This window comes from Actinopolymorpha alba DSM 45243 (assembly GCF_000373925.1).
GTDB lineage: Bacteria > Actinomycetota > Actinomycetes > Propionibacteriales > Actinopolymorphaceae > Actinopolymorpha > Actinopolymorpha alba.
This window is the reverse complement of sequence record NZ_KB892827.1, coordinates 1-13,518: the sequence shown is the minus strand read 5'-3', so window position 1 is coordinate 13,518 and position 13,518 is coordinate 1. Positions and strand designations below refer to the sequence as shown.

Annotated in this window: 14 protein-coding genes and 1 pseudogene; 8 read left to right on the top strand and 7 right to left on the bottom strand. The window is 67.6% G+C overall.

Annotated features, from left to right (window positions below; genetic code table 11):
• Positions 1–468: HNH endonuclease (locus tag B141_RS0137825; RefSeq protein WP_026257948.1), on the top strand; the 468-nt coding region annotated here is incomplete at its 5' end.
• A gap of 147 nt (positions 469–615) precedes the next feature.
• Here B141_RS0137825 and B141_RS0137820 read toward each other — a convergent pair.
• Genes B141_RS0137820 through B141_RS51125 form a run of 3 tightly spaced genes read right to left on the bottom strand, consistent with a single transcriptional unit; the run spans position 616 to position 2,517 of the window.
• Positions 616–1,575, bottom strand: a complete 960-nt coding sequence (locus B141_RS0137820) for a cyclase family protein (RefSeq protein WP_202806064.1) — start codon at positions 1,573–1,575, stop codon at positions 616–618.
• A 5-nt stretch (positions 1,576–1,580) separates the two neighbouring features.
• Positions 1,581–2,045 (bottom strand): DUF6325 family protein, encoded by a 465-nt coding sequence (locus tag B141_RS0137815; RefSeq protein WP_020580367.1) that lies wholly within the window; start codon positions 2,043–2,045, stop codon positions 1,581–1,583.
• A gap of 55 nt (positions 2,046–2,100) precedes the next feature.
• Positions 2,101–2,517: an SHOCT domain-containing protein gene (locus tag B141_RS51125; protein ID WP_202806063.1), complete on the bottom strand. Its 417-nt coding sequence runs from the start codon at positions 2,515–2,517 to the stop codon at positions 2,101–2,103.
• Between the two features lie 369 nt (positions 2,518–2,886).
• Here B141_RS51125 and B141_RS45055 point away from each other — a divergent pair, with 369 nt between their 5' ends.
• The 4 genes and pseudogenes from B141_RS45055 to B141_RS0137790 all read left to right on the top strand — a co-directional run bounded on the left by B141_RS45055 (position 2,887) and on the right by B141_RS0137790 (position 5,191).
• Entirely contained in the window at positions 2,887–3,114 is a 228-nt protein-coding gene (locus B141_RS45055; protein ID WP_084678775.1) for a ribbon-helix-helix protein, CopG family, read from the top strand.
• A 434-nt stretch (positions 3,115–3,548) separates the two neighbouring features.
• Positions 3,549–3,974 (top strand): annotated as a pseudogene (locus B141_RS48500) (Clp protease N-terminal domain-containing protein); the annotation flags it as partial.
• Positions 3,975–4,218: 244 nt separating this feature from the next.
• A complete protein-coding gene (locus B141_RS0137795; RefSeq protein WP_020580364.1) occupies positions 4,219–4,851 on the top strand; it encodes a nucleoside/nucleotide kinase family protein in 633 nt (210 codons plus the stop codon).
• A 55-nt stretch (positions 4,852–4,906) separates the two neighbouring features.
• Positions 4,907–5,191, top strand: a complete 285-nt coding sequence (locus B141_RS0137790) for a hypothetical protein (protein ID WP_020580363.1) — start codon at positions 4,907–4,909, stop codon at positions 5,189–5,191.
• Between the two features lie 43 nt (positions 5,192–5,234).
• Here the strand turns inward: B141_RS0137790 and B141_RS0137785 are convergent, their stop codons facing one another.
• Positions 5,235–5,681 (bottom strand): hypothetical protein, encoded by a 447-nt coding sequence (locus B141_RS0137785; protein WP_020580362.1) that lies wholly within the window; start codon positions 5,679–5,681, stop codon positions 5,235–5,237.
• Positions 5,682–5,768: 87 nt separating this feature from the next.
• Between B141_RS0137785 and B141_RS0137780 the strand changes: the two genes are divergently transcribed.
• A complete protein-coding gene (locus B141_RS0137780) occupies positions 5,769–6,341 on the top strand; it encodes a TetR/AcrR family transcriptional regulator (RefSeq protein WP_020580361.1) in 573 nt (190 codons plus the stop codon).
• Between the two features lie 110 nt (positions 6,342–6,451).
• A complete protein-coding gene (locus B141_RS46685) occupies positions 6,452–7,351 on the top strand; it encodes a DUF929 family protein (protein WP_020580360.1) in 900 nt (299 codons plus the stop codon).
• A 23-nt stretch (positions 7,352–7,374) separates the two neighbouring features.
• Here B141_RS46685 and B141_RS0137770 read toward each other — a convergent pair whose 3' ends face one another.
• The 3 genes from B141_RS0137770 to B141_RS0137760 all read right to left on the bottom strand — a co-directional run bounded on the left by B141_RS0137770 (position 7,375) and on the right by B141_RS0137760 (position 12,139).
• The gene (locus tag B141_RS0137770; protein WP_020580359.1) at positions 7,375–8,397 is read right to left on the bottom strand and encodes a hemolysin family protein; all 1,023 of its coding nucleotides are present in this window, start codon (positions 8,395–8,397) and stop codon (positions 7,375–7,377) included.
• Positions 8,397–9,779 (bottom strand): hemolysin family protein, encoded by a 1,383-nt coding sequence (locus tag B141_RS0137765; protein WP_020580358.1) that lies wholly within the window; start codon positions 9,777–9,779, stop codon positions 8,397–8,399. The genes B141_RS0137770 and B141_RS0137765 overlap by 1 nt, the downstream gene beginning before the upstream one ends.
• A gap of 950 nt (positions 9,780–10,729) precedes the next feature.
• A complete protein-coding gene (locus B141_RS0137760; protein ID WP_051114305.1) occupies positions 10,730–12,139 on the bottom strand; it encodes a sugar porter family MFS transporter in 1,410 nt (469 codons plus the stop codon).
• A 315-nt stretch (positions 12,140–12,454) separates the two neighbouring features.
• Between B141_RS0137760 and B141_RS0137755 the strand changes: the two genes are divergently transcribed.
• Positions 12,455–13,518: ATP-binding protein (locus tag B141_RS0137755; RefSeq protein WP_157181603.1), on the top strand; the 1,064-nt coding region annotated here is incomplete at its 3' end.

The following is a 13,518-nucleotide window of genomic DNA, read 5'->3' as shown; positions in this document are numbered from 1 at the left end:
GCGGAGCTTGGCGGGTTCGGGCCCGTGCTCACCGAAGTAGCGCGGCGGTTGATCGCGAACCATCTGGATAATCCGGATGCGATGTTCGCCATCGGTATCACCCACCCGGTCACCGGACAGCTGCTGAGCCTGCATCCACTGTCCAAACGCTTCTTACGAGGTCTTCCGGCAGAGTTCGTGCAGTCACTCAACCAACGCTGCACCTGGATGCTCTGTAGGCGCCCAGCCATCAGCTGCGACCTCGACCACACCAAGCCCTACTCCGAGGGCGGCGAAACCTCCGTGGCGAACGTGGCGCCACTATGCCGACGCCACCACCGGGTGAAGACCGAGGGCGACTGGAAGGTCGAGCAGACCAGCCCAGGCCACCTTACCTACACCGACCCACACGGCCGGCAATACACGGTGACCCCACCACGCCTCACCGATCCCGTGGAACCCAGCGATCCGGACCCGCCGCCGTTCTAACCGGCGCGGTAGACGCGGGACATACAAACAGGACCGGAAGGCTCGAGAACCCTTGAAAGGAAGGGCTATCGAGCCTGCCGTATTTACGGATACCGGGCAGTCTTTCGGCCGGGACCTGACAATCCCGGTGGCGAGACAAACACTGGATCAGAAGATCGCGAGGGGGTTGACCGGGGACCCCGTGGCATGCGGAATCCGGAGGGGCGCCGCGACGAACAAGAACTCCCACCGCCCCATCTCCTCGCACACTCTGTCCAGCTCCTCGAGCTCGAGATAGTCAAGCAGGTGGATCCCCATCGCGTTGATCGCAAGCACGTGAATGGGAAACGCAACACCCTCGGTGCTGCTAGGCGCGGTGTCGCTGTCACCATCAGACCCAAGCGCAGCCACCTCGCGCGCCGCCAGGAAGCGGGCACAGCTTGGATGCAGGCCGGCCTTGGCCTTACTCGCATCCCACGACGGGAGTTCGGCGAGCCGGCGTGCGTGGCCGGTGCGGACCAGCAGGATGTCGCCGGTCCGCACACGTACATCCTGGGACTGCTCGGCCGCCTCAAGGTCATCGGGGAAGATCTGGTCACCAGGCTCCAGCCACGCCACCCGGCGGGTCCGGGGTACGTCCAGAAGGACGCCACGACCAACCAGACCGTTCTGGAGAACGTCGATCGCCTCGGTTCCGGCGCCCTCCCAGGTGATCGAGCTAGCTGGCTTCCCGTCGTAAAGAAGACCGTCAAAGGCGACGTAGCAAAGAGCGTCGATGTGCGTGTGCGCGTGGTTGTGATAGTCAATGCCGACGTAGTCCTTGGCGAGCCGTGCCGCTCCGGCGCGGGCGTCCTCGTCGGGCACCACCGTCATGCGGTGCAGGCCCGGTTTCGGGTTGTCAATGCGTGCTTGCGGATCGAACGGCCGCGCCAGGGTGACCGTCTGTCCGGCGCGTACCAGATTCGCGGCGGCAACGACGCCGTCCGCGGTCAGGAAGTTGAGGGCCCCGCGGTCCGCATTCGCCTCCCAGCGCCCCCAGGTGGAAACCTCCTGGAACAAGCCGCGAAACTCTTCGGCGGAGAGGACAACCGGTTCGCTGTTTCCTGCCGGCCAGTCGTGGATCGTCACGGAGGTCACCCCTCGGGCGGCTTTCCCGACAGTTTCGTCGCGACGGCGGAGAGGTCTTCGGGGTGCAGCCACTCATCGGTCAGCGCCACGCCGCCCGCGCGGGCGACCGCATCGCGCAGGGGTATCGCCCAGCGATGCTCAAGCAAGGCGATCATGGCGTGCGTTCCCTCAGGAATCGCGTCGGCGACGTACCACACCGCGTCCTCGTCGAGCATTGCCTCACCGCCCGTCTCACCCGAGCCGAGCCCAACCAAGGCCGCCGTGAGGGCGCCCGAATCCGCGGCTTCCTCGGGAGTCAACTCGCTCGTTTCGACAAAGATCGCACCATCGGTGTCCTTGGAAACAAAGAGCAGATCGAGCAGGCATACCAGATCGTGCTGCCGAAAGCGGCGGAGTTCGTCAAGTATCTCGACGCGGGACTTTCCGTTCTCGAACCCCACCACCAGAATCTGTGTCGGACCGAAGGCCATGGCGCGACCTCCTCGCTCACGTGCCGGCCAGCACACCAGCCCTGCTGCGCATTTCTCAGCCGCTCCGCAGGATCTTTTCCTTCTCCGCTTCGAACTCCTCCCGGGTGAGAACGCCTGATTCGAAGAGCCTCTTCAACCGCGTGAGGGCGGCAATGCGCTCGGGCGGGCTCATCGGCCGCTCCGGCGGCGGTGCAGGCGTGCCGGCCGGCTCTTCGCGCCGCTCCGCACCCGGACGCTGCTCCTCGCCGCGCCCGCCCCCAGACTGCTGTCCGCCCTGGGCCTCCGGGCCGCCCTCGGCCTCCGGGCCACCCTGGGCCTCGGGGCCGCCCTGGGCCTCCGGGTCGCTGGCTTCCGAGCCATGGGGCTCCTGGCCGCCGGTGGATTCCTGACGCTGGCGCCGGACCCGTCGCCGGCCGGCGGCGTACCCCATGTCACCCACCATGGCGGCCCGAAGAAGCGGTCGTCCACGCATGACGCCTCCCGTGACATTCCAGGCTGTACGGGACGGCAGACGGGCGAGCCCCGCCGTCCCGAGCAGCGCCGCCCAGCCCGAGCGGTCCCCGAGCGGAGCCCGAGCAGCGCCGGACAGCCGACACAGGTCCCATTCCAGTACCCACGATTTCGGCCCCACCGCGCCGCGCCATCACCCTCACCGGGTGAAGACATCTGAGGCTTATGCGGTCATCGAACCTCCTCGCGCGGCTATTTCACGTTCTGGCTCGTCTGTCCAAGCTCGTCTGTCCAAGCTCGTCTCCAAGGCTCGGCAGCGGTTCGCGCCCGGTGACCGGCAGCAATGTTCTACCCTTGGAACCCGCGGCGATAGCCTGATATCTTGATATCCATGGCTAGGGATACGAAGAACATGCTGCTTCGCCTCGACCCCGAGTTGGCCGAGCACCTGCAGGCAGTGGCGGAGGTTGAAGGCCGGTCAGTGTCGGACGTCGCCCGCGAGGCAATCGCGGCACTCGTCGAGCAACGCCGGCGAGACAAACGGTTCGCAGGGCTCCTCGAGGAAAGCCTGGCCCGGCATGAGCGGACGCTTCGGCGGTTGCGCGAGGACGATCGATGATCTTCCTTACGCCTCCCGACCTCCTCGCCGTCGCGGCCCGCGTACTGAACTGCGGATCGGAGGAGATCGTCGACCTGGCCGATCTCGACGCGATCAGCGCGGCTCTCGCGGATGCTCGGGGCGCTGCGGAACGCGACGATGTGACAGAAGCGGCGGCCGCGCTGCTCCACGGACTCCTTAGCCGCCGGGCCTTTCAGAAATCCAACCGGACGATCGCCGTCGCCTGCACCCTGCAGTTCCTTGCCCTGAACGGCTGGGACCTCGTACTCGAGCCGGTCGAGGACCTCGACCAGCTGCTCGACGAAGCCAGCTCTGATACCGGCCACGCCGCGCTGGCCGGCCACCTCCGCGCCAGGGCACGGCGACTCCCCCGCCACAGCGACTCACCACTCAGCCACGAACGGCCACCGACCAAGGAATGGACGGAGGGACGCATGTTCGAGAGGTTCACCCAGCGTGCCCGTGGGGCGGTCACCTGGGCGCAGGTCGAATCCCAGAGCCTCAACCACAACTACGTCGGCACCGAGCACGTCCTACTCGGGCTCATCCGTGAGGAGAGCGGCGTGGCCGCCAAGGCCCTACGCGAGCTCGGCATCTCACTGGAGGCGGTACGCGGGGAGGTCCTCGAGATCATCGGCGAGGGGCAGCAGACGTCGATCCGGCACGTGCCGTTCACTCCACGAGCGAAGAAGGTTCTCGACCTCGCGATCCGCGAATCCCGGCAACTCGGCCACAACTACATCGGCACCGAGCACATCCTGCTCGGGCTGATCCGGGAGGGAGAGGGCGTCGCCGCGCAGGTGCTCGTGAAGCTCGGCTGCAGCCTCCACAAAGTCCGCGAGCAGGTCATCCAGGTGCTGGCCCGCGGCGATGTGCCCTCGTTAGCTGAACGCCTGGCAGGCGGTGAGGGCTCGGCGAGTGAGCGGCGCGCCCGGCTCCTGCGCGAGTTCACGACGATCCTCGACGAGCACCAACGCCTCCTGGCCGACAACGACCGCCTGCGCGAACTTCTGCGGCGGCACAGTATCGACCCAGACAGCTGACGCCCGGCGATCACCAGGACCGCGGACCACTCACCCACCCACCGTGGGCGAGGATGATCGGATGCAGGTGCGCCCCGTCAGCCCTGACCGGCTCATCGAGGAACTCGCCGACGTGATCGCGGCCCGCCCTCGCGACCTGCGGACCCGCGTGGTGATCGACGGCGCGCCACCCACCGCACCGCAGGAGTGGGCGGACGCCCTGGTCGACCCGCTGCAGGTGCGGGGGCGGCGGGTGATCCGGGTCCGCGCCGACGACTTCCTCCGTCCCGCGTCCCTCCGCTTCGAGCACGGCCGAACCGATCCGGACGCGTTGTACGAGGACTGGCTGGACACTGGCGGACTCGTCCGGGAGGTACTCGACCCGCTCGCACCGGGCCACAGCGGCCAGGTCCTCCCCGCGCTGTGGGACACCACGATCGAGCGAGCACACCGGTCTGACTACGTCAGCGTTCCTCCAGGCGGCGTCCTCCTGCTCAGCGGCTCGCTCCTGCTCGGTCGCGGCCTTCCCGTGGACCTGATCGTGCACTTCACGCTGTCGCCGGCCGCCCTCGCCCGCCGCACGCCGGCTGAGCTGCGGTGGACTCTGCCGGCCTACGAGAGGTACGACGCCGAGGTGCGCCCCGCCGAACTCGCCGAGGTGGTGGTCCGCCTCGACGATCCGCGGCGCCCCGCGCTGGTCGAACCCTCGGCGTGACACCCAGGGCCGTCAGAAACTGGAAGGAGGGCCGGGCCGCCAGTTGGGAGGGCCGATGAACGACACAGAGCAAGTCGCCGCGCTCCTGCACGAGGCGGCCGAGACGCACCAGCGCGTCTACCGCATCGTCGACGGCACCGATCCGGACTGGGCTTCGTGGTATGCGGACTGGCTGATCGGACTCTCCGAGCTACCGGAGTATCTCGGCGTCCGGCCGGTGCGAAGCGAACTGATCTACGAACTCGTACGCCTCAACAGGGACTACACCGAACTGCACCCGGACGAACCCTGGGAGTCCTACTACGCCAGCGAACTCGTCGCCACGCTCGGCAGGACCTGACCAGGACCTGAAGAGCCTCGTCGCGTCACCGAGCAGGTGCCGCTCAGTCCGACAACTCCGGAACCGCCCGCGCGAACATCAACCAGAGGGCACTCCCCAACACCGCCAACCCGGCAACCAGGTCCGTGACGATGAGAACGTGCTGAAGCGGGTCGAACGCCGACAACGGGCCCTCGGTGTAGTGAAGCGCGCTGATCAGCCCGGTGACGGAGTACACCGCGAACAGGACCACGGCCGGCCACCAGCGGCGCTGGACGTACATCAGATAGCCCACCGCGCCGATCACCGTGAAGATCACCCAGCCCAGCACGATCATGATCGGCTGCGTCACCAAGCCGTCGGGTCGGAGGGCGTACCGGTCGAAGCGGAGGTAGTTGTCGGCGTAGTGCACGACCGACAGGACGAACGAACTGGCGAGGATCGCCTGCAGCACCCGGGTCGCCCGCGTGCCGTGGCTCCCGGCCGGTGCCAACGAAACCGCCTTCGACATCCCCGCAACCCCCTTCGCGCCACCAGATTTGATAGATCGCTCTAGCGCAGATTAGCTAAGGTGGGCGGAGAGAGGAAGGACATTCGGGTGGCGAACACCAAGCAGCGCATCGTCGAGGCCAGCATCGAGTTGTTCCGCCGGCAGGGCTACACCGGCACCGGCGTGAAGCAGATCGTGGCCGCCGCCAACGCGCCGTTCGGATCGCTGTACCACTTCTTTCCCGGTGGCAAGCAGGAGTTGGGCGAGGAGGTGATCCGCTCCTCCGGCGCGATGTATCTCCACCTGATCTCGGCGATCTTCGACCCCGCCCCCGACGTCGTCACCGCGGTCCGCAACGTCTTCGACGGCGCCGCCGAAACGCTGGTCGAGACCAACTACGCCGACGCCTGCCCGATCGCGACCGTCGCGCTCGAGGTCGCGAGCACCAGCGAGCCGCTCCGGCAGGCGACCGCCGACGTCTTCGACAGCTGGCTCCGCTCAATGGCGAGTCGGTTCGAGGCAGCCGGCATGACCGCGGACACCGCCCGGTCGCTGGCGATCTCCACCCTCGCGTTGCTGGAGGGAGCGTTCATCCTGAGCCGAGCCCAGCGCAGCGCCGAGCCCCTCAAGGCGACCGGGGAGACGGCATCCGCCGCCGTACGCGCCGCCCTGCCCGGGTAGACCTCGGTACGAAGGCTCGACCCCGCCTTTCCGTCGGCGTCGGCCGTCAGGCAGCGTTGGAGGCGAGGTGAACCCCTGCCTCTTGCTGGACACAAGGGAAAAGGGCCGACATGGCACCATCGAAACCCCGCGGAGAAGGCCCCCGCCCCGGCCGCGAACGGCTCGCGGCGATGCGCGCGGCGCAGCAACGCAAGGAGCGGCGCCGGCGGCTGCTCATCGGAGCGGGCGCGATCGCCGCGGTGATCATCATCATGGGCGCGATCATCGCGACCGCCGTACTCAGGAGCGGTGGCCCAGCCAGCCAGGCCACGAGCACCAGCGTTCCGGCCGGGGTCCTACGCGCGGTGACCAGGGTGCCCAGCGGGACGCTCGAATCGGTCGGCCGGGGATCCGCTGTGACGCTGCCCAAACCGGCCAAGGGCCAGGCACTCTCCCAGGCCGGTAAGCCGGAGGTTCTCTACGTCGGCGCGGAGTACTGCCCCTACTGCGCGGCGCAACGCTGGCCGATGGTGGTGGCACTGAGCAGGTTCGGGAGTTTCTCGGGGCTCCGCGCGACCCACTCCGCCAGCGAGGACGTCTACCCGAACACGCCGACGTTCACCTTCCACGGCGCGACCTACACCAGTAGCTACCTCAGCTTCGTCGGTAAGGAGCTGACCACCAACCAGCGCAAGGGGACCGGCTACGCCCCGCTGGACACGCTCACCAGCACCGAGCGGAAGGAGTTCGACCGGCTCACCGGCGGCACCGGGTCGATCCCGCTGGTGGACTTCGCCGGGAGGTACGTCATCTCCGGCGTTCAGTACGACCCGTCGGTCCTCACCGGCAAGACGATGAACGACATCGCCCAGGCGCTCGGGCATCCGTCCAGCCCGGTGGCCAAGGGCATCAACGGCTCGGCCAACACCTTGACCGCAGCGATCTGCCAGGTCACCAAAGGCCAACCGGCCAGCGTGTGCGCCACCCCCGCCATCAAGACGCTGCGGGCGCAGCTCACCGCCGGCCGGTGACAGAACTCCCAGGATCGTGACTCTTACGCCGCCTGGCTGCTCATGATCTGGCCGAGGAGATCGTCAAGGCTCACGAGTCCGACGAGCGCACCTGACGTCGTGCGTACGACACCCAACTGGGCACGCCGCTCCTGCAGGCAGCTGACCGCCTCCGCCAGGTCGGTGTCGGGTGCGAGCACCGGAACCGGCGTCGCCATCGTGCTGGCCCGCCATCCGGATCCTCGCTGGCGGGCGACCAGCGCGTCCCGCACGTGGACGACGCCGGCGACCGATCCGTCCGCGGCACGGACGAGCACCCGGGTGCGGCCGCTGGCGTTCGCCGTGTCAATGACGTCCTGCGGCGTCGCGGTGGTGGGTACCGACACGATCCGGTCCGCGGGGACCATGACGCGTTCGATCGTGGCGGCCGGCGCATCGAGGGTACGAGTCAGCAGGCCGTAGTCGTCCTCGCTCAGAAGGTCCAGGCGCCGCGACTCCTCCACCAGGTGGTGGATCTGCTCGCGGTTCCGGACGTTGACGATCTCGTCCCTCGGCGTGATCCGGAACAACCGCAGGAGCGCGTTGCTGGCGCGGTTGAGGACCGCGATGATCGGCCGGACGGTCCAGGTGAACACCCGGAAGGCCGGCGCGAGCAGCATGGCGGAGCGTTCGGGATGCGCGATCACCCAGGACTTCGGCGCCATCTCGCCGATCACCACGTGGAGGTACGTCACGACCACCAGCGCGATGATCAGCGCCGCCACGTCCGCGGTGACCGACGGGAGCCCGACCGCCATCAACGGCCCCTCGAGGAAGTGATGCAGCGCCGGTTTGGAGACCATACCGAGGCCGATCATGCACATCGTGATGCCGAACTGTGCGCCGGCGAGCATCAGCGAGAGTTCCCGGATGCTCTTGACGGCCGACGCGGCACCACGCCGCCCGGCCTGCGCGGCCTGCTCCAGGCGGTGCCGGCGCGCGCCGATGAGGGCGAACTCCGACGCGACGAAGAACCCCGATGCGACGAGGAGCGCGACGGTGAAGAGGATTACCATCTCCCAGCCCATTACCCGACCACCTCACTGGCTCCGGCCGCTTCGGTCACTTCCGCGGCTCCGGCCTCGGCTACTGGCGGTGCCAGGCGGATGCGGACCCGCTCGGGCACGTGCCGCTCCACGCTGAGGACCTCGACCTCGACGAGTGGGCCGGGTAGCTCGTCAGACCCGGAGCGCACCACCAGGGTGTCACCGGCCTGCGCGAACCTGCCGAGCTCGCTGACGATCATGCCGGCGACGGTGTCGTAGTTCTGGCTGTCTGGCAGCGCGATGGCGGTGCGTTCCTCGACCTCGTCGATCCGGCGTACGGCGTCGAAGACCCACCACCCGTCGGTGGCTTCGGCGACGACGACCTCCTCGTCGTTCTCGTCGGAGATCTCGCCGACGAGTTCCTCGGCGATGTCCTCCAGCGTGACGATGCCAGCCAGGCCGCCGTACTCGTCGACGACGCAGGCGAACTCCTCGTCCCGCTCCCGCATCTCGCCGACGAGCACCGGCAGGGTCATCGTCGCGGGAACGAGCAGAGCCGGCCGGGCGAAGGTCGCGACCCGCGCGGTGGAGCTCGCGGCGGCCGGCAGGCCCATGAGTTCGCGGACGCCGGCCACCCCCACAATGTCGTCGGTGTCGGCACCGATCACCGGGTGGTGGGAGTGTCCGTGCTCGGCGATCAGCTGGATCAGCTCCGCCGCGGTGCTGTCGGCCCGGGCCTGAACGACGTCAGGACGCGGGATGATCACCTGCCCAGCGGTGCGTTCGGAGAACGACAGCGCGCGCTCCAGCATGTCGGACAGGCGCGGCGGCAGCGAGCCGTGCTGCTCCGACTCACCGATGATGTGGCCGAGCTCCTCGAGGGTCGCGCCGTGGTGCAGCTCCTCGACGGGCTCGATGCCGACCTTGCGCAGGAGCCAGTTGGAGGAGCTGTCGAAGAGGGTGACGACCGGGCCGGCGATCGCGAGGTAGACGTGGGTCGATCCGGCCAGCGCCTTGGCGAGGGTCTCGGACCGGGCCAGCGCGAGGTTCTTGGGGAACAGCTCCCCGAGCACCATCTGGATCACGGTGGCCACCGCGAACCCGAACGCGATCGCGATACCGGACGCCGCGGCCGCGCCCACCCCCACGGAGGCGAGGACTGGCCGGATCGCCGCGGAGAGCGCGGGCTCGGCAATGAAGCCCACGAGCAGTCCGGTGACGGTGATACCGACCTGTGCGGCCGACAGCATGAACGAAAGCCGCTCCATCACCCTGATCGCCGAGGCGGCCTTCCGGTCACCATCCGCGGCCTGGCGGGACAGCTCAACCCGGTCGGCGGAGACGTAGGCGAACTCCTGGGCCACGAAGTAGCCCGTACCAAAGGTCAGGAGGAAGAGGGCGAGGATCCCCAGTGCGACGGTCATCGGGCACCACCCCGCTGCGCACTGGACAGATCACGGGGTGGGCTGGATCTATGACTTGACGGGTCCGTCGACACGGGCGGACACAGCTCCCTTCACATGGGTCAGAGTCGACAAGGATAACGAGCGAGGCCCAGCGATTACTCCCGGTGGCCCAGGATGCTCACTTCCGGCACTCCCGCTCGCTCGCGTCCAGCTGCCCGGCACTGATCGCTGTCGGTGCGGCGCTGACCGCTGTCGGTGCGGCGCAACGGCCGCTTGCCCGAGCGCTGAGCCGGCGGGAGGCGACCCTCTTCCGCGGAAGGCCGGGCTTGTCTCACAGAGCCGGACGGCTCGCGGCCGGTTCCAGCTCGTGGGCTGGACGATCACTGGCGCCAGGCACGGCACCCGTGCCCGCCGAACCTTGAGTAGATGCCCACTTCTGCGCGGGAACTGGGCATCTACTCAAGGTTCGCGCCGCGACAGCTTCAGGTCCGCCCGCGATGTGAGACCAGGCAGACGTTGTCTCACATTGTGTACACCTTCTGCAGTGCGAGGCAGGGCAAGTTCCCACCAGGCAAGGCAAATTGGCCTAGTGAGGTGGGGACTTGCCGCGTGAGGTCCATCAAACGGTGTACGCAATGTGAGACGAAGCCTGACTTCTCACTATCCGACACAACGTGTACGCCATTCGAGACAGCCGCCACCTCGCGCGGCATCCCCCCACGAAGTACCCTCAGTTCGCCTTGCCTGGTGACGCCTCCGGCGCACGAGAACCCGAACCGGTCAACCATCCGCAACCTCAGTAAGACCGTGAAAACTTAAGGGGGTCATAGCACCCCAAAGTCTTCACGATCTGAGATGGCCTGGCCATCACGAGGCTGCCGTGGGTTCACCAGGATCCCCACGGACTGGGCTGCTGACCGCCCGGACCGGTTCCGCTTCAACTCGGCAACCACGGTTCGCAGCGCGGCTCACATCTCCTCCAGCTCTCTGCCCTTCGTCTCGCGGACCGCTTTGGTGACGAACAGGAAGGACAGAAAGGCGAAGAGGGTGTAGAGCCCGTAGGCGAACCACAGGCCGACCTGTTGGAGGGTCGGGAACGTCGTGGAAACAACGAAGTTCGCCAGCCACTGCGCGGCGGCGGCCACCGCGAGCGCCTGGGCGCGGATGCGGTTGTTGAACATCTCGCCGAGCAGCACCCACACCACCGGGCCCCAGCTGAGGCCGAAGAAGACGACGTACAGGTTCGCCGCGAGCAACGCGACCAGGGACATCGCGCCTTGCAGGACAGGCTTTCCGGCGATGATCGGAGCGGATCCGAAGGAGTACGACATCACGCCGAGGGTGATGACCATGCCGGTCGAGCCGATGAGCAGGAGCGGCTTGCGCCCGATCCGGTCGATCGTCGCGATCGCGATGAGGGTGGTCATGATGTTCGTCACCGAGGTGATCACCGTGATCTTCAGTGCGTCCGCCTCGCTGAATCCCACGGCCTGCCACAGGACCGAGGAGTAGTAGAAGATCACGTTGATACCGACGAACTGCTGGAACACCGACAGCAGGATGCCCACCCACACGATGGGCAGCAGCCCGAGCCTGGGACCGCGCAGGTCCGACAACCTCGTCCGTCGGGCGGCCGCGAGGGTCCCCTGGATCTCGCGGATCTTTTCGTCCGGGTCGCCACCGACGTACTCCTCCAGGACTCCCCTCGCCTCGGCGAGCCGCCCGCTTGCCACGAGATAACGCGGCGATTCCGGGATCAGGAGAGCCAGCGAGCCGTACGCCACGGCCGGCACCAACAGGGAAAAGAACATCCAGCGCCACGCCGGGAGCCCGAACCAAAGGTCCCGCATGGCTCCGCCCGCCGCGGTCGCGAGGGCGTAGTCGACGAGCAGCGCGACGAAGATGCCGCTGACGATCGCGAGCTGCTGCAGTGAGCCGAGCCGTCCGCGTACCCGTGCCGGTGAGATCTCGGCGATGTACGCCGGGGCGATGACGGAGGCGGCGCCCACACCCATGCCGCCGATGAACCGCCAGCTGGCCAGGTCCCAGATCGCGAACGCCAGTGCGGAACCAACCGCGCTCACGGTGAAGAACGCCGCGGCGATCACCATGACCCGGATCCGGCCGAGCCGGTTGGCCAGCGGCCCGGCGAACCACGCACCGACCGCGGATCCGAGCAGCGCCGCCGCCACGGACAACCCGAGGACGAATGGACTGGCGTGGAAGGTGTCGCGGACGGCGGCGACGGCCCCGTTGATGACGGCCGTGTCGTAACCGAAGAGGAAACCGCCGAGTGCGGCCACCATGGCGACGAGCACGGTCCGAGCGATTCCGCCGTGTGCGGCCCCGGGATGTTCCTGCACAGGACTCGTCCTCATGCCGGTCTCCTCCCTCGAGCAAGCACCGGCGGAGCTGGCCGCTCCAGACTCACGCTAATTCCTGCGCGCAGGCACCGACACACCTTTCGTCGTACGAAATATCGCGGGCGGCTGGGATAAGGCGATCAAACCAATCTCTAACGGAACGAACGCGGCGTACAAGATGCGACCGTAACCCGTTATTCGAAGAGCTGGACAGATATGTCGAACACCGCCACGGCGGGCGGGCAAAAGTTTTCATCTGGTGGCCGGCACGACATAGTGTTGTCTTGTGCCTGGCCGTCTCGACTCAGGAACGGCCAGTTGGTGAAGACTATGTCCAGAGCAACCGGATACGCGACAAAAACCAGGGCCGGGAATCTGCCTGTTGACGCGACGAGTTTCGTCGGGCGGCGCAGTGAACTGGCCGAAGTACGCAGGATTCTTTCCACTGCGCGGCTGGTGACGCTCACCGGTGTCGGCGGTGTGGGCAAGACCCGGTTGGCGCTGCGGGTCGCGGCGGGTTTGCAGCGCGCGTTTCCCGACGGTGCGTGGCTGGTCGACCTCACCCTACTGTCTGATCCTCGCCTTCTCGCCCAGACCGTTGCCGAAGCACTGGAAATTCGCGAACAGTCCCGCCGGGATCCAATGGACATTCTCGCCGATTACCTTAGCGATCGGCATATGCTGTTGATTCTCGACAACTGCGAGCAGCTCTCGCAGGCCAGTGCGATGCTGGCCGACCGGCTCCTCCGGGCCGCGCCGGGACTCCGGATTCTCGCCACCAGCCGGCAGCGGCTGAACGTCGCGACCGAGCACACCGTGGCGGTTCCGCCGCTGTCGTTGCCGAAGGAGTTCCCCCGGGCAGGAGCGGGTGGGGCGTTCGCGCCGTCGGAGGCGGTCCTGCTCTTTACCGAGCGCGCCACCGCCGCCCGCTATGACTTCGTTCTCAGCGAGGACAACAAGGACGCGGTCGTGGGTATCTGCCAGCGGCTGGAAGGCATTCCGCTCGCGATCGAGTTGGCCGCCGCGCGGCTGCGGTCACTCTCGCCCGAGCAGATCCTCGAACGCCTCGACGACCGCTACCGCCTCCTCACCGCCGGGCCGAAGAACGTCGCACCACGCCACCAGACCCTGCGGGCACTCATCGACTGGAGCTACGACCTGTGCACCCCAGCAGAACAACGCTTCTGGGCCCGCTCAGCGATCTTCGCCGGCAGCTTCGACCTCGCCGCCACCGAAGCCGTCTGCGCCGACGACACCCAACCCGAGGACGTCATCGACCTGGTCACCGAACTCATCGACAAGTCGATCCTCGTCCGCGAAGAACACGCGGGCCAGGCCCGATACCGCCAACTCGACCTGATCCGGCAGTACGGACGGCACCGCCTCACCGACCT